Source organism: Streptomyces bambusae, assembly GCF_019400985.1.
Lineage (GTDB): Bacteria > Actinomycetota > Actinomycetes > Streptomycetales > Streptomycetaceae > Streptomyces > Streptomyces bambusae_A.
In genome coordinates this window covers 46,095-69,388 of the sequence record NZ_WTFF01000006.1, presented here as the reverse complement: position 1 = coordinate 69,388, position 23,294 = coordinate 46,095, and the positions used below count along the sequence as shown (strand labels likewise).

General features: G+C 72.6%; 17 protein-coding genes. 8 read left to right on the top strand and 9 right to left on the bottom strand.

All coding sequences use genetic code 11. From position 1 onward, the window contains the following. Positions 1–242 precede the first annotated feature (242 nt). From GPJ59_RS02120 to GPJ59_RS02105, 4 genes are read left to right on the top strand one after another with little or no spacing between them, the layout of a single operon-like run. On the top strand, positions 243–1,187 hold the full coding sequence (locus GPJ59_RS02120) for an EamA family transporter (RefSeq protein ID WP_308120080.1): 945 nt from the start codon (positions 243–245) through the stop codon (positions 1,185–1,187). 60 nt (positions 1,188–1,247) lie between these two features. Continuing rightward, a complete protein-coding gene (locus GPJ59_RS02115) occupies positions 1,248–2,186 on the top strand; it encodes a DMT family transporter (RefSeq protein WP_219664607.1) in 939 nt (312 codons plus the stop codon). Positions 2,187–2,196: 10 nt separating this feature from the next. Further along, positions 2,197–3,111 (top strand): LysR family transcriptional regulator, encoded by a 915-nt coding sequence (locus GPJ59_RS02110; RefSeq protein ID WP_219664606.1) that lies wholly within the window; start codon positions 2,197–2,199, stop codon positions 3,109–3,111. Positions 3,112–3,169: 58 nt separating this feature from the next. After that, positions 3,170–4,201, top strand: coding sequence for a DNA polymerase III subunit beta family protein (locus GPJ59_RS02105; RefSeq protein ID WP_308120079.1), 1,032 nt, complete (start codon positions 3,170–3,172; stop codon positions 4,199–4,201). Between the two features lie 87 nt (positions 4,202–4,288). Here the strand turns inward: GPJ59_RS02105 and pepN (GPJ59_RS02100) are convergent, their stop codons facing one another. From pepN (GPJ59_RS02100) to GPJ59_RS02085, 4 genes are all read right to left on the bottom strand, one after another. Further along, positions 4,289–6,877 carry an aminopeptidase N gene (pepN, locus tag GPJ59_RS02100; protein WP_219664605.1) on the bottom strand — a complete coding sequence of 863 codons (2,589 nt, stop codon included), beginning with the start codon at positions 6,875–6,877 and terminating at the stop codon, positions 4,289–4,291. Between the two features lie 127 nt (positions 6,878–7,004). Continuing rightward, the gene (locus tag GPJ59_RS02095; protein WP_219664604.1) at positions 7,005–8,036 is read right to left on the bottom strand and encodes an aspartate-semialdehyde dehydrogenase; all 1,032 of its coding nucleotides are present in this window, start codon (positions 8,034–8,036) and stop codon (positions 7,005–7,007) included. Between the two features lie 171 nt (positions 8,037–8,207). Continuing rightward, positions 8,208–11,525 (bottom strand): S8 family serine peptidase, encoded by a 3,318-nt coding sequence (locus GPJ59_RS02090; protein WP_219664603.1) that lies wholly within the window; start codon positions 11,523–11,525, stop codon positions 8,208–8,210. A gap of 273 nt (positions 11,526–11,798) precedes the next feature. Further along, positions 11,799–12,359 carry a CGNR zinc finger domain-containing protein gene (locus tag GPJ59_RS02085; RefSeq protein ID WP_219664602.1) on the bottom strand — a complete coding sequence of 187 codons (561 nt, stop codon included), beginning with the start codon at positions 12,357–12,359 and terminating at the stop codon, positions 11,799–11,801. A gap of 122 nt (positions 12,360–12,481) precedes the next feature. Here GPJ59_RS02085 and GPJ59_RS02080 point away from each other — a divergent pair, with 122 nt between their 5' ends. Continuing rightward, the gene (locus tag GPJ59_RS02080) at positions 12,482–12,943 is read left to right on the top strand and encodes a VOC family protein (RefSeq protein ID WP_219664601.1); all 462 of its coding nucleotides are present in this window, start codon (positions 12,482–12,484) and stop codon (positions 12,941–12,943) included. Further along, positions 12,943–13,902 carry a pyridoxamine 5'-phosphate oxidase family protein gene (locus tag GPJ59_RS02075; protein ID WP_219664600.1) on the top strand — a complete coding sequence of 320 codons (960 nt, stop codon included), beginning with the start codon at positions 12,943–12,945 and terminating at the stop codon, positions 13,900–13,902. The genes GPJ59_RS02080 and GPJ59_RS02075 overlap by 1 nt, the downstream gene beginning before the upstream one ends. Here the strand turns inward: GPJ59_RS02075 and GPJ59_RS02070 are convergent. Continuing rightward, positions 13,878–14,780 (bottom strand): hypothetical protein, encoded by a 903-nt coding sequence (locus tag GPJ59_RS02070; RefSeq protein WP_219664599.1) that lies wholly within the window; start codon positions 14,778–14,780, stop codon positions 13,878–13,880. The two genes, GPJ59_RS02075 and GPJ59_RS02070, sit on opposite strands and share 25 nt — an antisense overlap. 282 nt (positions 14,781–15,062) lie before the next feature. Then, complete coding sequence (gene pepN / locus GPJ59_RS02065; protein WP_219664598.1) at positions 15,063–17,618, bottom strand: aminopeptidase N; 2,556 nt, start codon at positions 17,616–17,618, stop codon at positions 15,063–15,065. A 123-nt stretch (positions 17,619–17,741) separates the two neighbouring features. On the opposite strand from pepN (GPJ59_RS02065), the gene GPJ59_RS02060 reads away from it, so the two are divergent. Further along, entirely contained in the window at positions 17,742–18,389 is a 648-nt protein-coding gene (locus GPJ59_RS02060; protein WP_219664597.1) for a mycothiol-dependent nitroreductase Rv2466c family protein, read from the top strand. A gap of 120 nt (positions 18,390–18,509) precedes the next feature. On the opposite strand, the gene GPJ59_RS02055 is transcribed toward GPJ59_RS02060, so the two are convergent. The 3 genes from GPJ59_RS02055 to GPJ59_RS02045 form a co-directional block, all read right to left on the bottom strand. Then, entirely contained in the window at positions 18,510–19,166 is a 657-nt protein-coding gene (locus tag GPJ59_RS02055; protein WP_219664596.1) for a superoxide dismutase, read from the bottom strand. A gap of 174 nt (positions 19,167–19,340) precedes the next feature. Next, entirely contained in the window at positions 19,341–20,756 is a 1,416-nt protein-coding gene (locus tag GPJ59_RS02050) for an amino acid permease (protein ID WP_219664595.1), read from the bottom strand. Positions 20,757–20,954: 198 nt separating this feature from the next. After that, complete coding sequence (locus GPJ59_RS02045) at positions 20,955–22,358, bottom strand: amino acid permease (RefSeq protein ID WP_219664594.1); 1,404 nt, start codon at positions 22,356–22,358, stop codon at positions 20,955–20,957. Positions 22,359–22,591: 233 nt separating this feature from the next. Here GPJ59_RS02045 and GPJ59_RS02040 point away from each other — a divergent pair, with 233 nt between their 5' ends. Beyond that, positions 22,592–23,185 (top strand): biotin transporter BioY, encoded by a 594-nt coding sequence (locus GPJ59_RS02040; RefSeq protein WP_219664593.1) that lies wholly within the window; start codon positions 22,592–22,594, stop codon positions 23,183–23,185. Positions 23,186–23,294: the final 109 nt, after the last annotated feature.

The window sequence follows — 23,294 nt, the reverse complement described above, 5'->3', positions numbered from 1 at the left end:
ACCCGGAGCCCCCGGCCCCGGCGCGGCCCCAGCCCGCCGGCTCTGACACCGGGTCTGGCCCCGCCACCGCCACCGCTCCGCGCGGCCGCGCCACCGGCGCCGCTTGAGGCCCCGCCCCGACCATCGTCACCCGTCACCCGTCACCCGTCACCCGTCACCCGTCACCCGTCACCCGTCACCCGTCACCCGTCACCCGTCACCCGTCACCCGTCGTCCGTCCTCACCTGCCGAGGAGCCGTACCGTGAACCGCATCGGCACCATCGCCCTGACCGCCCTCGCGCCCGTCTCCTGGGGCTCGACCTACTTCGTCGCCACCGAGCTCCTGCCGCCCGACCGGCCGCTGTTCACCGGGGCCATGCGCGCCCTGCCCGCCGGGCTGCTGCTCACCGCGCTGGCCCGCACCCTGCCCAAGGGCGCTTGGTGGTGGAAGGCGGCCGTGCTGGGCACGCTCAACATCGGCGCCTTCTTCCCGCTGCTGTTCCTCTCCGCCTACCGGCTGCCCGGTGGCGTCGCGGCCGTGCTCGGTGCCGCCGGGCCGCTGTTCGTCGTCGGGCTCGCCGCGCTGTTGCTCGGCGAGCGGGCGAGCCTGCGCACCGTCCTCGCCGCCGTCGCCGGGGCGCTCGGCGTCAGCATGGTGGTCCTCAACGCCCAGGCCCGGCTCGACCTGGTCGGCGTGGTCGCCGGCGTGGTCTCCTCCCTCTCCATGGCCGCCGGCACCGTCATGGTCAAGCGGTGGGGGCGCCCGGACGGCGTGGGACCGCTGGCCGTGGCGGGCTGGCAGCTGACCGCCGGCGGACTGGTCGTCGTACCCGTCGCCGCGCTGGTGGAGGGCGCCCCGCCGGCCCTCGACGGCCACGCCTTCCTCGGCTACGGCTACATGATGCTGATCAACACGGGCATCGCGTACTGGCTGTGGTTCCGGGGCATCGGCCGGCTCACCGCCACCTCGGTCACCCTGCTGGGCCCGCTCTCCCCGCTGACCGCGGCCGTGATCGGCTGGGCCGCCCTCGGGCAGGAGCTGTCGGCCGTGCAGCTCGTGGGCATGGCCGTCGCCTTCACCGCCACGGTGGCCGGCCAGCTGCCACCGCGTACGCCCCGCCCGGCGGCCAAGGAATCGTTCAGTTCTGCTGAAGACAATGATCGGAACATTTCGATGGACCTGAGCAATGGCGGGGTGCGACGGTAGGACCCGACCACGACCACGCCCTCGACCTGCCGAGGCGCCGACCCGAAGGGGAGACCCCCAGTGACCGTCCTGGACCGCGCCCGAACCGCCGCGCCGAACCGGCCCGCCGCCCCGGACGGGCAGCGGGTCCGGCAGCGCGCCGGCGGGCTCGGCGTCCTCCTCGCCCTGGTCGCGACGGTGGTGTGGTCCGGGAGCTTCGTCGCCACCCGCGACATGGCCGGCACCGTCCCGCCCGTCCAGGCCGTCTTCTGGCGGTGGATCATCGCCCTGCTGGCCGTCGCCCCCTTCGCCGCCCGCGAGGCCTGGCGGCAGCGGGAGCTGATCCGCCGCCACCTCGGATTCCTCACCGTCGCCTCCCTGTTCGGCGTCACCCTCTACAACACCCTCGTCCACCAGGCCGGCCTGACCACCTCCGCCGCCAACATGGGGATGATCATGGCGGCCTCGCCCGTGATCATGGCGCTGTGGTCCCGGCTGGGCGGCGAGAGGCTCGGCGCCCGCCGCACCTTCGGCCTGCTGCTGGCCGCCTTCGGGGTGCTGCTGCTCGTCGGGGACGGCTCCCTGAGCCCCGATTTCGCCGCCGGCGACCTGTGGATGCTCGCCGCCGCCCTGTCCTTCGCCTCGTACAGCGTGCTGCTGCGCCGCAAGCCCGCCGAGCTCGGCGGGCCGGCGTTCCTGCTCACCACCTTCGTGCTCGGCGCGCTGATGCTGGCCCCGGCCTACGCCGTCTCGCTGGGCGTCCAGGGCGGCTTCGAGCTCTCCGCCCGTACGGCAGGACCGCTGCTGTACGTCGGCGTGTTCTCCTCCGCCGTCGCCTTCTTCGCCTGGAACAAGGCGATCTCGCTGATCGGCGCCGCGCGCGCCGGGGTCGTCTACTACCTCCAGCCCGTCTGCGTCGCCGTACTCGGCTTCCTGCTGCTCGGCGAGCGCACCGGCCCCGCCGAACTCCTGTGCATGGCACTGATCCTGGGCGGGGTGACGCTGGGAGCCCGCCGGTAGGTTCGCCCCCATGACCGAGTGGGACATCAAGAAGCTACGGATCCTGCGCACGCTCGGCGAGCAGGGCACGGTGACCGCGACGGCCGAGGCGCTGCTGATGACGCCCTCGGCCGTCTCGCAGCAGCTGACCAACCTCGCCAAGCAGCTCGGCGTCCCGCTGCTGCGGCCCGAGGGCCGCCGGGTCAGGCTCACCGACGCCGCCCACCTGGTCCTGCGCCACGCGGAGGCGGTCTTCGCCCAGCTGGAGCGGGCCGACGCGGAACTGGCCGGCTACCTCGCGGGCGAGGCGGGCGAGGTCCGGGTCGGGGCCTTCTCCACCGCGGTACCGGCCCTGGTCGTCCCGGCGGTCGCCGGACTGCGCCTGACGCACCCGGGGGTGACCGTGCGGGTGCGGGAGACCGACGCGGCGGAGTCGTACGAGCTGCTGTCCTCCGGCGCGGTGGACGTGGCGCTGTCGCTGGCCGCCCACGCCCCGACCGCCGCCGACCCCCGCTTCACCCGGATCCCGCTGCTGGCCGACCCGCTGGACGTGGCCCTGCCGCCGGAGCACCCGCTCGCCGCCGCCCCGGACCTGAGGCTGGCGGACCTGTCCGCGCAGCCGTGGATCTACGGGGGTTCCGGGCCGTGGTCGGAGATCACCCGGGCCGCGTGCGAGGCCGCCGGCTTCGTGCCGGAACAGGCCCACTCGGCCGCCGGCTGGACCGCGATCCTGGCCCTGGTCGAAGCGGGCATGGGCGTCGCGCTGATCCCGCGGATGGCGGCGGTCCGCGCCACCGGCGTCACCGTCCGGCCCCTCCCGCACGACCGCCCGACCCGCCACGTCGTCGCCGCCACCCGGCGCGGCGCGGAGGCGGCCCCCGCGGTCGCCCGGGTCCTCGACGCCCTCCGCGCGGCCGCCGCACCGGGCCCGTCCGATGCCCGGTGAGAGCCGCGGCCGGTCGGAATTTGACCCTCGACCTGGTGCAGGGACCAAGGTGACGGGCGTGGAGAACACGATGCGCACCATCGGCGAGACGGCCCGGGACAGCGGCCTGGGGGTGAGCGCCCTCCGGTTCTACGACCGGTCCGGCGTGCTGGTCCCGGCCCGGGTGGACCCGGTCACCGGCTACCGCTGGTACGGCCCCGGGCAGGTGGACGAGGCCCGGCTGCTGGCCCGGCTGCGCCGGACGGGGATGCCGCTGGCGGACATCCGGCTCGTGCTGGCCGGCTGGTCCGGCCCCGACACCGGGCTCGTACGGCAGTTGCTGGACGCCCATCTGCGCCGGCTCGAACGCGGCCTGGCCGAGGCGCGCGGCGAGTTCTCCACGGTCCGCTCGCTACTCGACCGCAAGGAGAAACCCATGACCTCGCCCCGCACCGTGCACGCCCAGGTGTCCGTCCCGGCCGACGGACTGGCCGCGGCCCTCGACGCGGTCCGCTTCGCGGTCTCCGCCGACCCCGAACTGCCCGCGCTCGGCGGCGTCCTCTTCGACCTCGAAGGGGAGAGCCTGTACCTCGTGGCCACCGACCGCTACCGGATGGCTGTCGCGCAGACGGAGGCCGCGGGGCACGACGGGCCCCGGACCCAGGTCGTCGTGCCGGCTCCGCTCGCCGATGCGATGCGGGCGCTGCTGGCCGGCGCCGGGACCGCGCGGCTCACCGTGGACGGAGACCGGGTGGTCCTGGAGGCGGGGGACCGGCAGACCGCCGGCACCTGCCCGGGGCACGACTTTCCCGACCACCGGCGGCTCCTCGCCCTGCCGGAGGGCAGGCGCGGGGCGGTCGACGTAGCGGCGTTCGCGGCGCAGGAGGACGAGCTGTCCGTCCTCACGGTGGCCGACGGCGACGTGGTTCTCGGCGGGGCCGGTCCGGAGCGGGTCGCCGTCAACCGGGCCTATCTGCTGGAGGCGTGCGCCGCCTTGGCCTCGGACCGCCTGCTCATCGAGCTGGGCGCGCCCACGGCCCCCGTCACGATCCGTCACCCCGACACGGCCAAGGCGTACTCCATCCTCATGCCGGTCCGCCTGGACGACTGACGCGAGCACCCGGGGCTCGTGCCCGTCAGGGGTGCGGGGCGAAGCCCCGGAGGGGGTGCGGGGGCCGAGGCCCCCGCACCTGGCCGGTCAGGCCGAGGCCGCGTCGGCCGCCTGGGCCTTCAGGGCGCGCTCGATGCCCGCGCGGGACTCCGAGACCAGGCGCCGCAGGGCCGCGTTCGGCTCGGCCGAGGACAGCCACGCGTCCGTCGCGTCCAGGGTCTCCTGGGAGACCAGCAGCGACGGGTACAGGCCGACCGCGATCTGCTGGGCGATCTCGTGGCTGCGGGACTCCCAGATCCCCTTGATCGCCGCGAAGTACTTCGCGGCGTACGGGGCGAGCAGCTCGCGCTGGTCGGACTGGACGAAGCCGCCGATGACCGCCTCCTGCACCGCGTTCGGCAGGTCCGCGGACTCCACGACCGAGGCCCAGGCGGCTGCCTTGGCCTCCGCCGTCGGCCGGGCCGCCCGCGCGGTGGCCGCGTGCCGCTCGCCCGCCGCGGTCCTGTCCCGCTCCAGCTCCGCCGCGATCTCCGGCTCGTCCGCGCGGCCGGTCGCCGCCAGCCGCTCCAGGAACGTCCAGCGCAGCTCGGTGTCGACGGCCAGGCCCTCGATCGTCTGCGTGCCGTCCAGCAGCGCGGCGAGCAGGTCCAGCTGCTCCGGGGTGCGGGCGGTCGCCGCGAACGCCCGGGCCCACGCCAGCTGGTGGTCGCCGGCCGGCTCGGCGGCCCGCAGGTGCTCCAGCGTCGCCTCGGTCCACGTCGCCAGGCCCGTCTCGCGCCACGCCGGGTCCGCGTACAGGTCGACGGCCAGCTTCACCTGGCGGTGCAGCGACTGCACCACGCCGATGTCCGACTCCTTGCCGATGCCGGACAGCACCAGCGACAGGTAGTCGCGGGTGGCCAGCTCGCCGTCGCGGGTCATGTCCCAGGCCGAGGCCCAGCACAGGGCGCGCGGCAGCGAGGCCTCGAAGTCGCCCAGGTGCGCGGTGACCTTCGCCAGCGACTCGGCGTCCAGCCGGACCTTGGCGTACGACAGGTCGTCGTCGTTGAGCAGCACCACGTCCGGGCGGGCCATGCCGACCAGCTCCGGCACGTCCGTCAGCTCGGCGGCCGCGATGTCCAGCTCGACCCGGCGCTCGCGCAGCAGCTTGCCACTGGCCTCGTCCAGGCCGTAGAAGCCGATCGCGATGCGGTGCGGGCGCAGGACCGGCTCGCCCTTGGCGCCGGCCGGCAGCGCCGGGGCCTCCTGGCGGACCTTGAACGAGGTGATCACGCCGTTCGCGTCGGTCTCGATCTCCGGGCGCAGGATGTTGATGCCGGCCGTCTCCAGCCACGCCTTCGACCAGGCGGCCAGGTCGCGGCCGGAGGTCTCCTCCAGCGCGCCCAGCAGGTCCGACAGGCGGGTGTTGCCGAAGGCGTGCGTCTTGAAGTACGCCTGCACGCCCTTGAAGAACTCGTCCATGCCGACGTACGCCACGAGCTGCTTGAGCACCGAGGCGCCCTTGGCGTAGGTGATGCCGTCGAAGTTGACCAGGACGTCGTCCAGGTCACGGATGTCGGCCATGATCGGGTGGGTCGACGGCAGCTGGTCCTGCCGGTACGCCCAGGTCTTCATGGAGTTGGCGAACGTCGTCCACGCGTGCGGCCACTTCGAGCCCTCCGCGTACGCCTGGCAGGCGATGGAGGTGTAGGTCGCGAACGACTCGTTCAGCCACAGGTCGTTCCACCACTCCATGGTGACGAGGTCGCCGAACCACATGTGGGCGAGCTCGTGGAGGATGGTCTCGGCGCGCACCTCGTACGCCGCGTCCGTCACCTTCGAGCGGAAGACGTACTGGTCGCGGATGGTGACCGCGCCCGCGTTCTCCATGGCGCCCGCGTTGAACTCGGGCACGAAGAGCTGGTCGTACTTCGCGAACGGGTAGGCGTAGGCGAACTTCTCCTGGAACCAGTCGAAGCCCTGCCGGGTGACCTCGAAGATCGCGTCCGCGTCGAGGAACTCGGCCAGCGAGGGACGGCAGTAGATGCCGAGCGGCACGGACTGCCCGTCCGGGCCCTCGTAGCTGCTGTGCACCGCGTGGTACGGGCCGACGATCAGAGCCGTGATGTACGTGGAGATGCGCGGCGTCGGCTCGAAGACCCAGACGTTGTCCTTGACCTCGGCGGGCGCCGGGGTCGGCGAGTTCGAGATCACGGTCCAGCCCTCGGGGGCCTTCACGGTGAACTGGAAGGTCGCCTTCAGGTCGGGCTGCTCGAAGCTGGCGAAGACGCGCCGGGCGTCCGGCACCTCGAACTGGGTGTAGAGGTACGCCTGGTCGTCGACCGGGTCGACGAAGCGGTGCAGGCCCTCGCCGGTGTTGGTGTACGCGCAGTCCGCGACGACCCGCAGCTCGTTCGCGCCGGCCTGCAGGTGCTCCAGCGCGATCCGCGAGTCCTGGAAGACGGCGGCCACGTCCAGCGGGGTGCCGTTGAGGACGACCTCGTGCACGGTGGGCGCGACCAGGTCGATGAAGGTCTCCGCGTCCGCCTCGGCGGACCGGAAGCGCACGGTCGTGACGGACGGGTACGTGCCGCCCTCCTGCGCCCCGCTCAGGTCGAGGTCGATCTCGTACGAGTCGACGGTGAGCAGCTTCGCCCGCTGCTGAGCCTCTTCACGGGTCAGGTTCGTGCCAGGCACGCGTTCATCTCCTTCGATGGTGACGGTCGCGGCCATCCTTGCACGCATGCCGAAGCGGAGGGCACCCCATTTCCGGGTGCCCTCCCGTGGCGTCGGCGCGGGTTGCGCGGGGCGGGGCGGAGGGCGGTCAGCCCTGGGCCAGCTCCTCGGCGACGAGCTCGGCGATCTGGACCGCGTTCAGCGCGGCGCCCTTGCGCAGGTTGTCGTTCGACAGGAAGAGGGCCAGGCCGTTGTCCACGGTCTCGTCCACGCGGATGCGGCCCACGTAGGAGGCGTCCTTGCCGGCGGCCTGGAGCGGGGTCGGGATCTCGGAGAGCTCGACGCCCGGGGCGTCGCTAAGGAGCTCGTAGGCGCGCTCGACGCTGATCGGACGCTCGAAGCGGGCGTTGACCTGGAGGGAGTGGCCGGAGAAGACGGGCACGCGCACGCAGGTGCCGGAGACCTTGAGCTCCGGGATCTCCAGGATCTTGCGCGACTCGTTGCGGAGCTTCTGCTCCTCGTCGGTCTCGAAGGTGCCGTCGTCGACCAGGTTGCCCGCGAGCGGCACCACGTTGAACGCGATCGGGCGCTTGTACACGCCGGGCTCGGGGAACTCGACGGCCCCGCCGTCGAAGGCGAGCCGGTCGGCGTGCTCGGCGACCGCACAGGCCTGGGTGCGCAGCTCGGCGACGCCGGCCAGGCCGGAGCCGGACACGGCCTGGTAGGTGGTGGCGACCAGCGCGGTCAGCCCGGCCTCCTGGTGCAGGGGGCGCAGCACCGGCATGGCGGCCATGGTGGTGCAGTTCGGGTTGGCGATGATGCCCTTGGGGCGGTCCTTGATCGCGTGCGGGTTGACCTCGGAGACCACGAGCGGGACCTCGGGGTCGCGGCGCCAGGCGGAGGAGTTGTCGATCACGACGGCGCCCTGGGAGGCGACCTTCTCGGCGAGGGCCTTGGAGGTGGCGCCGCCGGCCGAGAAGAGCACGATGTCCAGGCCGGTGTAGTCGGCCGTCGCGGCGTCCTCGACGGTGATCTCCTTGCCCTGCCACTCCAGGGTGGAGCCGGCGGACCGGGCGGAGGCGAAGAGGCGCAGCTCGTCCACCGGGAACGCGCGCTCGGCGAGGATGCTGCGCATGACTCCGCCGACCTGACCGGTGGCTCCGACGATTCCGACCCTCACGGTGACTCCTTCTTCCGAATTGCAACGCACGCGTACAGCCATCATGCGTTCGACCCCACGCCGCTTGTCCAATCCATTGTCCGAGGGGTGGACCACTGTGACGCGTCACACGCGAAGGGGCCGGTGCCCGCTCGTGGCGGACACCGGCCCCTCCTTCACGCGGTCAGGCCCTTACGGGGTGACCTTCTCGATCTGCACGCTCGCGGTGCCCGCGGGGGTGCCGCGGCCGCTCAGCAGCTGGAGCTGGCCGAAGAACTGGCGGCCCTCCGGAGCGGCGGCGCTGACCAGGACGTTCGCCGAGACGGCCGCCGAGGCGCCGCTGGCGAGGTTCACCGCGGCCGACTCGTCCACCTGGACGGAGCCGAGGGTGGCGGAGAAGTACACGTCGCGGTAGTCGTACGTGGTGGAGCCGGCCGGGACCGCGTAGCCGATCACCTTGACGGTGTAGGTGCCGGCGGCCGGGCTGGCCAGGCTCACGGCCTCCTCGGAGTCGCCGTCCGCGGAGGAGCCGACCTTCACGCCGTCCTTGTAGACCTCGAGGTCGAGGTCGGCGCCGGCGTCCGAGACGCCGCCGATGGCGACGTCGAGGCGCGAGACGCCCTCACCGATGACGACCGTGGAGGTGTGCTCCTCGCCGTTGGCAATGGTCGGCTTGGCGACCTTGGCCGAGCCCAGCGGGCCGCCCTTGAGCTTGCCGCCGGAGATGGCCGCGGCCTCGTTCTTGACGGTCCACTGGACCGGCGCCGGGGTGCCCTGCTTGACCTCGGGCAGGACCTTGACCGCCGGGTCGAAGGCCGCGCCGAGCAGCGTCACATCGAGCTTGTACGGGTTGTCGAGCAGCGGCGACGTACGACGGGACTCGACCTCGATCTCCCAGACGCCCGGCTGCGGGTTCTGGTACGAGCGCACGTCCGGGCGGCAGGTGTTGGCCGGGTTGTCGTAGTTCGGGTAGCAGTTGACCGTCGACGTGGGGTCGACCGGCGTGCCGTACGGGTGGATCGCGATGAAGCGGGTCTGGCTGCCGGCCGCGAGGCCGCCCAGGGCCACCTCAAGGGCCTTGGCGCCCTGCGGGACCGTGACGAAGTACGACTTGTGGCTGTTGCGCTGCACGGACGAGGTGTCCGAGAAGCCGTACGCCGGCTGGGTCAGCGGGGCGGAGACGACGACCGTCGACAGGATCTGCTTGTCGACGCCCTCGGTGGACTCGTCGTCCAGCTGGAGGATGGCGCTGTGCACGCCGGCCGTCTTCGGCTTGGCCTCGATCTTGATGGTGACCGGCTTGTTCAGCGGCAGCGTGGCGTAGTCGTAGCCGCCGAGGATCTTGAAGGTGCCGTCGTTGCCGCGCAGGCTCAGGTTGTGGCGGGTGCCGTACTTCACGCCCGAGGTGCGGGTGACCACGACGTTGTACGTCTTCTTCTGGCCGACCTTGAGGCCGCCCTCGCGGTCGTAGACGCCGGTGCCGAAGCCCGGGGTCTTCAGGAACTGGTCCAGCGCGGTGTCGACCGGGGCCTTGACGGAGTAGTCGTTGGCCTTGGCGTCACGCTGGATGGACTCCCAGGCGCCGACGATGTCGATCAGGCCCGCGCCCTGGGCGTGCGCCGGGACACCGGGGATCTCCTTGGCGGTGCTGGCCAGCGCGGTGCGCAGGGTCGCCGGGGCCAGCTTGATGCCCTGCTGCTTGGCGGCGGAGATCAGCAGGGCGCTGGCGCCCGCCACCTGCGGCGAGGACATCGAGGTGCCCTGGAGCATGCCGTAGCCGGCCGGGAGCTCGTAGCCGGCCTCCTTCACGGGCGCGCCGGGCAGCCAGGTCTGGATGGTGTTGATGGCCGCGCCGGGACCGGTGATGGTCGGCGTCATGCCGCCGTCCTCACGCGGGCCGCGGGAGGAGAAGGGGAACATGGCGTACGGCGTGGTCACGCCGGAGCCGTAGTTGGCGGCCCAGGTCTCCTTGGAGACCGCGGCACCCACGCTGATGACCTTGTCCGCGAGGCCGGGGTCGCCGATGGTGTTCAGGCCGGGGCCGGAGTTGCCCGCGGAGATCACCAGCTGCACGCCGTACTTGTCGATCAGGTTGGTGTAGAGCTCGGCGCGCGCGTTGTTGCCGTCGTTCAGCGCCGGCAGGCCGCCGATCGACATGTTGACGATGTCCACGCCACGGTTGACGACGAGGTCGATCATGCCCTCGGTCAGCGCGACGTTGGTGCAGCCGCCGGACCAGGAGCAGGCGCGCGAGGAGACGATCTTCGCGCCGGGCGCCTGGCCGTTCATCCTGCCGCCGAAGAGGCTGTTGGCGGCGGTGATGCCGGCGACGTGCGTGCCGTGCTCGGACTCGATGATGCCGACGTTGACGAAGTCGGCCTTCTTGCCGACCCAGTCCCCGCCGAACGGGTCCATCGGGACGTCCTTGCGGATCTCGATCACGAACGGGATGCGCTCGGCGACCTGGGTGTCCGGGTTGTCCGTACCGAAGTAGCCGACCTGGTAGCCGTCCTTGTACGGCTTCATCGGCTCGTTGTTGGTGAAGTCGCCGTCCTGGTCGGTGTCGACGCGGACGGTGCCGGCGGCGGCGTCGTACAGCAGGCCGAACTGGTCGGTCTTGTCGCCGTCGCGGTTGACGTCACCGGCCATGTCGCCGTTGGCGGTGATGGACTCGCTGAAGCGGCTCCAGTGGAACGAGCCCGCGGGCGCCTTCCAGGTGCGGCCGCCGGCGGTGAATTCGCTGCCGCTGACCGCGGTGACCTGCGGACGCCAGGTGGCGTCGCTGTCGGTGATCGGGTCGGTCGCGGTGACCCAGTCGACGATCTTGCGCTCGCCGGTGGAGGTCGTCTGCAGGGCCGGGTGGCCGAGGTCGACACCCGAGTCCAGGACGCCGATGGTCACACCGCGGCCGTCGGCCTGCGGGTTGTTCTGCACGAAGTCGACCGCGCCCGTCTCGAAGGACGGGTTGTACGGGTTCTTCGCGGGGGTGTTCTTGTCCGGCGCCGTGTAGGTCTGGGTGGCCGTCTTCCCGGCCGCCCCGCCGTTGCGGTCCGCGTCGGGGCGCGGGTCGGGCAGCTGGATCTCGTGGCGCAGGTCCATGCCGTGCACGGAGTCCAGCTTGGCGGCGGCCTTGAGCGCACCCTCCGCCTTGTCGGTGGGCAGGGTGGCACGGACGTAACCGAGGTCGTCGTACGTCTTGCCGACCGAGGCACCCGGGACGGCGTCGAGCTGGTCGGCCACCTGCTTCGTCTTGCCGGGGGCGGTCGCCACCATCACGGTGACGTTCTGCTCGCCCTTCGCGCGGGCCTGCTGCAGGAGCTCGACATCGGCCGAACCGAGCTTCTTGTCTGCGGACTTGACCGGCGCGGAGGCACCCGGGTCGTCGGCGCTGCCGGCCGCGAACGCGGGCACGGTGCCGGCCGCCACGAGCGCGGCGACCAGGCCCGCGGCCGCGGCGACGCGGGCAGCGCGTCTGGCCCCGGATATGGAGCTGGGGGATTCGAGGGTCATCAGCATCCCTGTGAGTGGAAGAAACGGTCCGGATTTCGGTGCCGGATGACCGGTCAGCTTTGCCTACGTGACAAGTGTTTGGGGAGAGTTGTTATTGACCCGTACCCGTCATTGGCGGTATCTCGCCAGCGCGGGGTATGCGCCATCGGGGCCGTACCCGGGCATAGCGGTACGACCCGTCGGGGTCATGGAGTGGATTTGTAGACTTTATGAGCGCGCGTCAGAAGTCGTCGGCACGGCGGCCGCTGCGGGGGTGTGACAGATCCGGCGCGTTCAGCGCTCGCGCGTGCGCGCGTAGTGGCGCGAGGCCTTGGCGCGGTTGCCGCACGCCGCCATCGAGCACCAGCGCCGGGTGCCGTTGCGCGACGTGTCGTAGAAGTGCAGGACGCACGCGTTCGACGCGCAGGCCCGGATCCGGCCGGGCCCCGCGGCCAGCAGCCCCAGGTAGTCCCGGACCGCGGTCCAGGCCGGCCCCCAGGCGGGATCGGGGAACTCCGCACGCTCGCCCTGGCCGTCCGCGCCCAGGGTGAGCCGGATCCGGCCGTGCTCCAGTACGCCGTCCAGCAGGGCCAGGGCCGAGGGGTCGGCCGGGTCGGCGACCGCCCGGGCGAGGGCCTCGCGGGCGGTCAGCAGGTGGACGAGGGTCGGGGCGTCGGCGCGGAAGCGCCTCTCGAGCCCGTTGGCGCGCAGCCAGATGGCCAGGCCTTCCAGGCGGGTCAGCCCCGCTGCTCCGGCGAAGAGGTCCACCGGCTCGCCGTCCTGCATCCACCGGGTGTTCAGCAGGTCCAGGGAGACCGGCTCGCCGGTCAGCGGCCGCGGGTCCGTCCCCGTCATCTGCGCCTCCGTACTCCACTCACTAACCCCTTAAGGGTACGTGAGCGGTTGACACGCGATCTTCTAACCCTTAACTTCGATTTAGAAGGTTAGAACAGCACGGCAAGGGGAAGGGAACTGTCATGACGACTGCCGTCATCAGCAAACTGAGCACCGGCCACGTGGGCCTCAACGTCACCGAGCTCGGGCGTTCGCTCGGCTTCTACCGGGACACCCTCGGCTTCGAGCTGCTGGGCGAGGGCAAGGAAGAGGGCCGCCGCTACGCCTTCCTCGGCCAGGACGGCGCACTCGTGCTGACCCTGTGGGAACAGGCCGAAGGCGCCTTCGCCCCGGCCGCCGCAGGCCTGCACCACCTGGCGTTCTCCGCGGGCACCGTCGAGGAGGTCCGGGCGTACGAGGAGCGGCTGCGCGCGCTCGGCGTCGACTTCGCCTACGAGGGCGTGGTCGCCCACGGCGAGGGCGCGGCCTCCGGCGGGATCTTCTTCCACGACCCCGACGGCACCCGGCTGGAGATCTCCGTACCGACCGGCGCCGAGGGCGCTCCGGCTCCCAGCGGAACCGCTCCGACCTGCGGATTCTTCTAATGGCCGGCGCCTACCACCAGGGCTCGCGCGCCGTCCAGGACCGGGTCGGCGTACGCGAGCTCGCCGACCACGTCGGCCGCTCCATCACCCCCGGCATCCGGGACGTGGCCGCCGCCTTCCTGGCTCAGCAGCCGTTCCTGGTCGTGGGCGCGGCGGACGAGGCGGGCCGGATGTGGGCCTCACACCTCACGGGGCCGCCCGGCTTCATGAGGGCGCAGGGCGCGCACCGGCTCGTCGTCGACGGCGGCCTCCCGGCGGGCGACCCGCTCGCCGGGGCGCTGGCCGCCGACGGCACCGCGGTGGGCACGATCGCCCTCGACCCGCGGACCCGGCGCCGGATGCGGCTCAACGGCACGCTCACGCCGGCGACGGTCGCGGGAGGTTTCACCGTCGACGCGGAGCAGGTGTTCGCCAACTGCCCGAAGTACCTGCAGAAACGGCAGCCGCTGGAGGTGGAGCCGGAAGGGCCGGGCGTGCTCCGGCGCGGGGAGCAGCTCACCGACGGGCAGGCGCGGACGGTCCGCGGGGCCGACACGTTCTTCATCGCGACCACCGCCGAGGACGGGGTCGACGCCAGCCACCGCGGCGGCAACCCGGGCTTCGTCCAGGTGCGCTCCGCGACCGAGCTGGCCTGGGCGGACTACCCCGGCAACAGCATGTTCCTCACCCTGGGCAACCTCACCGCCGACCCGCGGGCCGGGCTGCTCTTCCCGCACTGGGAGAGCGGGGGACTGCTCCAGCTCAGCGGCCGGGCCCGGGTGGAGTTCGGGCCGGACGGCGCGCGTACCACCGTCTTCACGATCGCCTCGGTCGTCGAGAGCCTGCCGGCGGGCCGGCTCCGCTGGAGCACCCCGGAGTACTCGCCGGCCAACCCTCCGGCAAACCCTCCGGCCGGCGGGCCGGCCGCCGCGCCGCCCGGCTCTGCGGCCGCCCCTCACCTCGGCAGCACCACGAGGTAGGCGGCGGGCTCGCGGTCGCCGGCCGCCGTCAGGGCGGTCCGGACGACCGCGGCCTGCTGCTCGGGGTAGTCGCGCAGCTTGCGCGGGGTGATGTGCACGACGGTCACCCCGAGCTGCTCCAGGGCGTCGCGCTTGCGGACGGCCTCCGACCACTGCTCGTCCTCGCCCTGGCGGGGCGCGCGGGTGTCGATCTCGACGGCGACTGCGTGGTCGGGCCAGTAGGCGTCCACGCTGCCCAGGTGCGGGCCCCCGGGGATCCGCAGGTCCACGTTCCAGACGGGGTCGGGCAGTTCGTAGCCGCGCACCAGGTGGTACAGCCGGTCCTCGGCGATGGCCCGGCCCTCGGCGAGCAGCGACTCCACGGCGTCCACCACGTGCGGCCGGCTCAGCAGCCGCGCCACGGTCAGCTCCCGTACGACCGCGGACGGCTCGCAGTGCCCGGCGCGGACGGACTCGCTCAGCAGCCGCCGCACGGTGACCGCGTCGGTGAGCTGTGCCACGGCGTCGGCCACGGCGCGGGCCACCGGCGCCACCGGCAGCCCGGTCACCTCGAACGGCCGCGGCGGGTGCGGGGTGCGCACCAGGCGGGCGCAGCCGGCCGACCGCAGCCGCCGGGTGCTCGGCACCAGGACGTCGATGTGCTGGAGGGCCAGCAGCGGGGGCCCGGAGGCGAACCCGTACAGCGCGAGCGCCGCCAGCCCGGTGATCATCGCCTCGCCGCCGCGCCGGCCGGCGTACATCAGCGCCGCGTGCAGCCGCTCCTCGCTGGTCGCCGGCCCGGGGTGGAGCAGGAAGACCCCGGGCAGGATCTGCTGCCAGGGCCGGTCGGCGGCCTCGGAGGCGGAGACCCCGTGCTCGCGGAGCTGGGCGAGGGTCATGACCCGGGGGCGGGTGCTGTCGGCGAGGTGGCGGAGGGGGAGGGGGGTGTTGTGGCATACGCCTGCGGCATCCCGGCCCCCCGGGCCCCCGACACCGTGTCTAACCCGCCGTCCGCAGAACAGGGCCACTCCCGACAAAAGGTCCGGCCGTCCGACGGCGGAGGGGGGGCCCCCCCGGCCCCCCCCCCCCGACGGATGGGGGACGGGGCGTCCGCGCGGGGGGGCGCGCCCCCGGCCGGGTGCCCCCGCCCCGGTCCCGGGGCGGGAGCACGCCGGCAGGCGTCAGCCCGCGGCCGCGTCGCAGGCCTGCGCGCGCAGCGCCCGGGCCAGGTCGTCGCGGGCCTCCAGGACCAGTCGGCGCAGCGCAGGGGCCGCGTCCTCGTGGGCCGAGAGCCAGGCGTCCGTCGCCTCCAGCGTCGCCTCGTCGTCCTGCAGGGCGGGGAACAGGCCCCGTACGACGTCCATGCCGATCTGGATCGAGCGCTCCGCCCAGACCCGCTCGATCACCGCGAAGTAACGCTCCGTGAACGGCGCCATCAGTGCGCGCTGCGAGGACTGCTGCATGCCGGCGATCGTCGCCTCGACGAGCGCGTTGGACAGCGCGTCGGACTCCACGACCGCCGCCCACGCCTGCTCCTTGACCGCCGCCGACGGCCGGGCCGCCAGGCAGCGCACCTGGTGCCGCTTGCCCGACGCCGTGTCGTCCCGGGAGAGTTCGGCCGCCAGCACGGGCTCGTCCACCACGCCGTGCGCGGCCAGCGGCAGCAGGAAGTCCCAGCGCAGCTCCTGGTCCACCTCCAGCCCGTCGATCCGCGCCGAGCCCTCCAGCAGGCCCAGCAGCAGCTGGAAGTCGCCCTCCGAGGAGGCGCTCGCCGCGAAGAACCGGGCCCAGGTCAGCTGGTGCTCCGAGCCCGGCTCGGCCAGCCGCAGCTCGTGCAGCGCGCCCGCGGCCAGGTCCCGCGCGCCCTGCTCCCGCCAGGCCGGCGCCGCGTAGTGCGTGACGGCGGCCAGCGCCTGCGCGTGCAGCATCTGGAGCACGCCGACGTCCGACTCGCGGCCCGCGAAGGCCAGCAGCAGCGAGAGGAAGTCCCGGGTGGGCAGCAGCCCGTCCCGCGTCAGGTTCCACAGCGCCGACCAGCACAGCGCCCGCGCCAGCGGGTCGGCCACGTCGCCCAGGTGCCGGCGCAGGGTGGCAAGCGAACCCTCGTCGAAGCGGATCTTGCAGTAGGTCAGGTCGTCGTCGTTGACCAGGACCAGGTCCGGCCGCTCCGCGCCCGCCAGCTCGCCGATCACCGTACGCTCGCCCGCGACGTCGGCCTCGGTGCGCGCGTAGCGGACGAGCCCGCCGGCGGCGTCCAGCCGGTACAGGCCGACCGCCACCCGGTGCGGGCGCAGCGTGTCGCCCTCCTGGACCACGGCCAGCTCGGCGATCCGGCCCGCCGCGTCGTAGGCGACCTGCGGCGTCAGCGTGTTCACGCCCGCCGTCTGCAGCCACGCCAGCGACCACTCGGTCATGTCCCTGCCGGAGACCTCGCCGAGCACCGACAGCAGGTCGTCGAGCGTGGTGTTGCCGTACGCGTTGGCCTTGAAGTAGCGGCGCGCGCCCTCCAGGAAGGCGTCCCGTCCGGCGTAGGCCACCAGCTGCTTGAGCACCGAGGCGCCCTTGGCGTACGTGATGCCGTCGAAGTTGAGCTTGGCGTCCTCCAGGTCGCGGATGTCGGCCGTGACCGGGTGCGTCGAGGGCTGCTGGTCGGCCCGGTACGCCCACGCCTTGCGGCTGTTGGCGAAGGTGACCCACGCCTGGTCGAAGCGGGTGGCCTCGACCTGGGAGAAGGAGCCCATGAAGTCCGCGAAGGACTCCTTCAGCCACAGGTCGTCCCACCACTTCATGGTGACCAGGTCGCCGAACCACATGTGTGCCATCTCGTGCAGGATCGTGTTGCAGCGGCGCTCGTACGCCGCCCGCGTCACCTTCCCGCGGAAGATGTACTCCTCGCGGAAGGTCACCATGCCCGGGTTCTCCATGGCGCCCAGGTTGTACTCGGGCACGAACGCCTGGTCGTACTTGCCGAAGGGGTACGGGTAGTCGAAGTGCTCGTGGAAGAAGTCGAAGCCCTGCTTGGTGACCAGGAAGACGTCGTCCGCGTCGAAGTGCTTGGCCAGCCCCTTGCGGCACATCGCGCCGAGCGGGATCGTCAGGTCCCCGCGGGTGTAGGTGTCCGTCACGTAGTGGTACGGCCCGGCCACCACGCAGGTGATGTACGTCGAGATGGGCGCGGTCTCGGCGAACCGCCACACCCCTGCCTCGCGGGACTCCTCCGCGCCGTTGCTCCACACCTGCCAGCCCTCGGGCGCGGTGACCTCGAAGCGGTAGGGGGCCTTGAGGTCGGGCTGCTCGAAGTTGGCGTAGACCCGGCGGGCGTCGGCCGGTTCGTACTGGGTGTAGAGGTAGACCTCGTCGTCCTCGGGGTCGACGAAGCGGTGCATGCCCTCGCCGGTCCGGCTGTAGGCGCAGTTCGCGTCGACCACCAGGACGTTCTCGGAGGCCAGGTCCGCCAGCGCGATGCGGGCGCCGTCGAAGACCTCGGCGGGGTCGAGGGAGCGCCCGTTGAGGGTGACGGAGTTCACCGAGGGGGCGATCAGGTCGGCGAACGTGGCGGCGCCGGGGACCGCGGACCGGAAGCGGACCGTGGTCACCGACCGGAAGGTGCGCGGTCCCTCGGCCGGCTCGGCCTCGTCCACCGCGGACCTCAGGTCGAGGGCCACCTCGTACCCGTCGACGGACAGCAGCTCGGCCCGCGCGCGGGCCTCCTCGCGGGACAGGTTCTCTCCGGGCACCGGCACTCCTTCGTGCGTGATCGCTGACCTTTCGCCGCATCCTCCCACGGGGGAATGCCGCAGGTCCGCCGAAGGTTGCTGTTCACGGATGTGACCCGTGAAGCCTTGCTGCGAGGAGACCCGATGACCGACACCCAGGTGCGCGAGAAGACCCCGGTCGACTTCTGGTTCGACCCGCTGTGCCCCTGGGCCTGGATGACCTCGCGCTGGATGCTGGAGGTCGAGAAGGTCCGCGACGTCGAGGTGCGCTGGCACGTGATGAGCCTCGCCGTCCTGAACGAGGACAAGCTGGACGAACTGCCCGAGCGCTACCGCGAGCTGCTCGGCCCCAAGGGCTGGGCGCCGGTCCGGGTGGTCATAGCCGCCCGGGAGAAGCACGGGGACGAGGCCGTCGGCAAGCTCTACACCGCGCTCGGCACCCGCTTCCACAACAACGGCGAGGGCCCGAGCCGCGAGGCGATCGCGGGCGCCCTGGCCGATGCGGGCCTGCCGGCCGAGCTGATCGACCACGCCGACTCCGACGAGTACGACGCGCTCGTGCGCGCCTCCCACGCCGACGGCATCGACCGGGTCGGCCAGGAGGTCGGCACCCCGGTGATCTCGGTGCCGGGCGCGGACGGCGACGAGGTGGCGTTCTTCGGCCCGGTCGTCACCCCCACCCCGCGCGGCGAGGCCGCGGCCCGGCTGTGGGACGGCACCCTGCTGGTCGCCTCCACCCCCGGCTTCTACGAGATCAAGCGCACCCGCACGGCGGCGCCCTCCTTCGACTAGTCGGCTCCGGTACGACAGGAAGCCCCCGCGATCCCTGTCATCGCGGGGGCTTCCTGCTCGATACGTCCGCCGGTGAAGGGTGAGAAGACGATCACGAGGCGGACGGCCTGTGCGTGCTGATCAGCCCTGGACCGGGATCAGCAGCGGGGTGCGGGCCTTGGCGTCGGCGTAGCGCTTCGCCACGTCCTGCCAGTTGACGACGTTCCACATCGCCTCGATGAAGTCCACCTTCTGGTTCTTGTACTGCAGGTAGAAGGCGTGCTCCCAGGCGTCGAAGACCAGGACCGGCACCGAGGCCTGGCCGACGTTGCCCTGGTGGTCGTAGACCTGCTCGACGATCAGGCGGCCGCTGACCGGCTCGTACGCGAGGACGCCCCAGCCGGAGCCCTGCGTGGCGGAGGAGGCGAAGGTCAGCTGCTTCTTGAACTTCGCGAAGGAGCCGAAGGACTCGGTGATCGCGTCGGCGAGCTCGCCCAGGCCGTCGGCCGCGGTCGGCTCGCCGCCGCCCTCGCCGGTCTTCGGGCTGGCCATGTTGTGCCAGTAGATGCTGTGCAGGATGTGGCCCGAGAGGTGGAAGGCGAGGTTCTTCTCCAGGCCGTTCAGGGCGGCCCAGTTCTCCTTGTCCCGTGCCTCCGCCAGCTGCTCCAGCGTGTCGTTGGCGCCCTTGACGTAGGCCGCGTGGTGCTTGTCGTGGTGCAGCTCGATGATCTGCGGGTTGATCACCGGCTCCAGAGCCGAGTACTCGTACGGAAGCTCGGGAAGCGTGTAGATGGCCATGCGTGTAGTCCGGTCCCCTCAGCGTGCCAACTGCTATTGCAATTAATGCGCAACTGCACGCTAGCAGTATCTTTTCCGGCTCACGCATAAGGGTCACCTCAGGGGCGCCTCCGTGAAAACGCAGGTGGGCCCCGTGCCGTCGCACGGGGCCCACCTGCGGTCCGGGCGAACGGATCAGGACCGGGCGGCGGCCCGTCGCTGGACCAGGCGACCGGCGGCGGCCAGGGCGAGGGTCAGTCCGCCGGTGAAGACCACCTGCAGGCGCGTGTCGGTGTCCCGGGCCATCAGGACCAGCACCCCGGCGACCCCCGCGAGCGCCACCCAGGTCAGGTACGGGAAGCCCCACATCCGCACGACCAGCTTCTCGGGCGCGGTCCGCTCCAGGCGGCGGCGCAGCACGAACTGCGAGACGGCGATGAAGCCCCAGACGACGAGGATCACCCCGCCGACCATGTTCAGCAGCCAGGCGAACAGGGTGTCGGGGTACCAGTACGACAGCAGCACCGTCACGAAGCCGAAGCCGGAGGAGGCCAGCACCGCCCGGCGCGGCACCCCGCCGGACACCGTGCCCAGCGCCCGGGGGCCCTGGCCGCGGGCGACCAGCGAATGGGCCATGCGCGAGGCGCCGTAGACGTTGGCGTTCATCGCGGACAGCAGGGCGACCAGGACGACGACGTTCATCAGCTGGCCGGCGCCCGGGATGCCCAGCTGGTCCAGCGCGGCGGCGTACGGGGCCTTGGCCGCGCCCTCGGAGTCCCACGGCACGAGGGTGACGATGACCAGCATCGAGCCGACGTAGACGATCGCGATCCGCCACATCGTGGTGCGCACCGCCCGGGCCACGCCGCGGACCGGGTCGTCGGACTCGGCGGCCGCGATGGTCACCGTCTCCAGCCCGCCGTACGCGACGACGGAGGCGAGCAGGCCCACCAGCAGGCCCTCGACGCCGTGCGGCAGGAAACCGCCGTCGTGCAGCAGGTTGGCGGCGCCCGGGGAGTCGGTGCCGGGCAGCAGGCCCAGGACGGCGAGGGTGCCCAGGGTCAGGAAGAGGCCGATCGCACCGACCTTGAGGGCGGCGAACCAGAACTCGAACTCGCCGAAGTTCCGTACGGCGGCCAGGTTGGAGCCGCAGAAGACGGTCATGAAGACCAGCACCCACATCCACTCCGGGGAGCCGGGGAACCAGCCGGTCATGATGCCCGCGGCGCCGATCGCCTCGATCGCCACGCCCACGCACAGCAGGGTCCAGAACATCCAGCCCACGGTGAAGCCGGCCCACGGGCCGATCGCCCGCTCGGCGTGCACGGAGAAGGAGCCGGAGGCCGGGTTCGCGGCGGACATCTCGCCGAGCATCCGCATCACGAACATCACCAGCAGCCCGGACGCCGCGTACGCCAGCACGATCGACGGGCCGGCGGCCGCGATGCCGGCGCCGGAGCCCACGAACAGGCCGGCGCCGATGACCCCGCCGAGGGCGATCATCGACAGGTGGCGCTGCTTGAGCCCGTTGGACAGCGGCGAGCCGGCGGCGGCCGGGGGCGGGCCGGCCGGGGTGCGGGGTTCGGGCGGCGTGGCGGTGGTCTGGCTCATGTGGGCATGCCTGTCCGGTGTGCGGTCGGATGGGGTGACTGCCCCAGTCTGATCGCCGTCCGATCACCGGGACGATCGCGTCCGGTATCCGGACGCCCGGATCACGCGACGTGATCATGCCCGTACGCCGAAGGCCCCGGTCCGTGCGGACCGGAGGCCTTCGGGGGCGGCGTGGGGATGGGCCCCGCGCCGGGGAGGTCAGGGGCCGGCCGGACCCGCCTGCGCGGCGCGGCGGGCGCGCAGCTCGCGGATGCCCGCCACCACGAGCACCGCCGCCGCGGCGCCGGTGGACCACAGCAGCTGCGGCCGCGCCTCGTCGTCGGTGAGCATCAGCATCAGCACCGCCGCCATGCCGGCCAGGGCCGCCCACGTCAGGTACGGGAACGCCCACATCTTCAGCGTCAGCCGCTCGGGCGTCTCCCGCTCGATGCGGCGGCGCAGCAGCAGCTGCGAGACGGCGATCAGGGCCCATACGAACAGCAGGACCGCGCCGACCGCGTTGAGCATGTAGAGGAAGATCGTCTTGGGCCACAGCAGGTTCAGCACGACCGAGACGAAGCCGAACGCCACCGACGCGAACACCGCCCGGCGCGGCACCCCGCCCCCGGACACCGTCAGCAGCGCCCGCGGGGCCTCGCCGCGCTCGGCGAGCGAGAAGACCATCCGCGAGGAGCCGTACAGGTTGGCGTTGAGCGCCGACAGCAGCGCCACGAACACCACGATGTTCATGATCTGGCCGGCCCCGGGGATGCCGATGGAGTCGAGCACGGCGACGTACGGGCTCTCGCCGGGCTTCATCGCGGTCCACGGCAGCAGCGTGACGATCACCAGCATCGAGCCGATGTAGAAGAAGAGGATGCGCCACACGGCGCTGCGCACCGCCCGCGCCACCGAGCGCGCCGGGTCGTCCGACTCGGCGGCGGCGATGGTGACGACCTCCAGGCCGCCGAAGGCGAAGACCACGGCGAGCACGCCGGAGACCACCCCGGACCAGCCGTTGGGCAGGAAGCCGCCCTGGCCGGTCAGGTTCGTCAGGCCGACCGGGTCAGTGTCGGGAAGCAGTCCGAAGATCGCCAGCGTGGACAGCAGCAGGAAGAGCACGATCGCGCCGACCTTGAGGGCGGCGAACCAGAACTCGAACTCGCCGAAGTTCCGTACGGCGGCCAGGTTGCTGGCGGTGAAGACCAGCATGAAGATCAGCACCCAGCCCCACTGCGGGATCCCCGGCACCCAGCCGTTCGCGATCTTCGCCGCGCCGGTGGCCTCCACGGCGAGCACGACGACCAGCAGGAACCAGTACAGCCAGCCCACCGAGAACCCGGCCCACCGCCCCATCGCCCGCTCCGCGTGCACGGAGAAGGAGCCGGAGGCGGGCATCGCGGCGGACATCTCGCCCAGCATCCGCATGACCAGCATCGCGAGCGTGCCCGCGAGGAGATAGGACAGGACGATCCCCGGCCCGGCCAGGGAGATGCCGGCGCCGGAGCCGACGAAGAGGCCGGCGCCGATGACGCCGCCCAGCCCCAGCATGGTCAGGTGGCGCTGCTTGAGACCGTGGCCGAGGGGTTCCTCGGCGAGTTCCCGCAGGGGTGCTTGTGACATCCCCACAGTGTCCCCGAGTGGTGAGCAGCCGCGCAAAACGGATGCACGGCAACCAAAAGGCCGCGTGATACGCATCACTTCGGACCTTCCGCCCCGGGCCCGCGCGGCGATCTTTGTCCGGTCCCCACCAAGACGCGGAGCGCTGCTTTGTGTTCGGCCGACGGTGGGCAGGGCGTACCGGCCGGACTAACGTCACGGTGATCCGCCCGACCCCTCATCCCACGGGAGCCCCGATGAGCACCGCCTCCGCCTCCGCCGCCGTCTTCCGGCCCGGCACCGTCCTGGCCGACCTGCTCCCCGCGAGCCGCGCCCGCGACATCGCGCTCGTCGTCGGCGGCGCCGCGCTGACCGGCCTCGCCGCGCAGCTGTCCGTGCCGGTCCCCGGCTCGCCGGTCCCGGTCACCGGCCAGACCTTCGCCGCCCTGCTCGTCGGCACCGCGCTCGGCGCCCGCCGCGGCTTCCTGGCCCTGGCCTTGTACGCGATGGCCGGCGCGGCCGGGACGCCCTGGTTCGCGGGCGGCACCTCCGGCGCGGGCGGCGCCTCCTTCGGCTACGTGCTGGGCATGCTGCTGGCGGCCACGGTCGTCGGCGCCCTGGCCCGCCGCGGCGCCGACCGCTCGGTCGCCCGTACGGCCGCCACCATGGTGCTGGGCTCCGCGATCATCTACGCCGTCGGCGTGCCGTACCTGATGGCCGCCACCGGCATGTCGCTGGACGCGGCCGTCGCCGCCGGCCTCACCCCGTTCCTGATCGGCGACGCGCTGAAGGCCGCCCTCGCGATGGGCGCGCTGCCCGCCGCCTGGAAGCTGGCGGGCCGCCGGGGCTGAGCCGCAGCCCGCAGTTCGGAGCCCGCAGGACGCAGCCCGCAGTACGCAGCCCGCGGTACGTGAAAGGGCCCGGCCCGCCTCGTGACGACACGAGGCGGGCCGGGCCCTT

What these genes read in the sequence shown, in the direction of transcription:
- GPJ59_RS02110 (WP_219664606.1), top strand. Translation starts at nt 2,197, where the DNA reads ATGACCGAGTGGGACATCAAGAAGCTACGGATCCTGCGCACGCTCGGC.
- GPJ59_RS02090 (WP_219664603.1), bottom strand. Translation starts at nt 11,525, where the DNA reads ATGACCCTCGAATCCCCCAGCTCCATATCCGGGGCCAGACGCGCTGCC.
- GPJ59_RS02085 (WP_219664602.1), bottom strand. Translation starts at nt 12,359, where the DNA reads ATGACGGGGACGGACCCGCGGCCGCTGACCGGCGAGCCGGTCTCCCTG.
- GPJ59_RS02080 (WP_219664601.1), top strand. Translation starts at nt 12,482, where the DNA reads ATGACGACTGCCGTCATCAGCAAACTGAGCACCGGCCACGTGGGCCTC.
- GPJ59_RS02075 (WP_219664600.1), top strand. Translation starts at nt 12,943, where the DNA reads ATGGCCGGCGCCTACCACCAGGGCTCGCGCGCCGTCCAGGACCGGGTC.
- GPJ59_RS02070 (WP_219664599.1), bottom strand. Translation starts at nt 14,780, where the DNA reads ATGACCCTCGCCCAGCTCCGCGAGCACGGGGTCTCCGCCTCCGAGGCC.
- GPJ59_RS02060 (WP_219664597.1), top strand. Translation starts at nt 17,742, where the DNA reads ATGACCGACACCCAGGTGCGCGAGAAGACCCCGGTCGACTTCTGGTTC.
- GPJ59_RS02055 (WP_219664596.1), bottom strand. Translation starts at nt 19,166, where the DNA reads ATGGCCATCTACACGCTTCCCGAGCTTCCGTACGAGTACTCGGCTCTG.
- GPJ59_RS02050 (WP_219664595.1), bottom strand. Translation starts at nt 20,756, where the DNA reads ATGAGCCAGACCACCGCCACGCCGCCCGAACCCCGCACCCCGGCCGGC.
- GPJ59_RS02045 (WP_219664594.1), bottom strand. Translation starts at nt 22,358, where the DNA reads ATGTCACAAGCACCCCTGCGGGAACTCGCCGAGGAACCCCTCGGCCAC.
- GPJ59_RS02040 (WP_219664593.1), top strand. Translation starts at nt 22,592, where the DNA reads ATGAGCACCGCCTCCGCCTCCGCCGCCGTCTTCCGGCCCGGCACCGTC.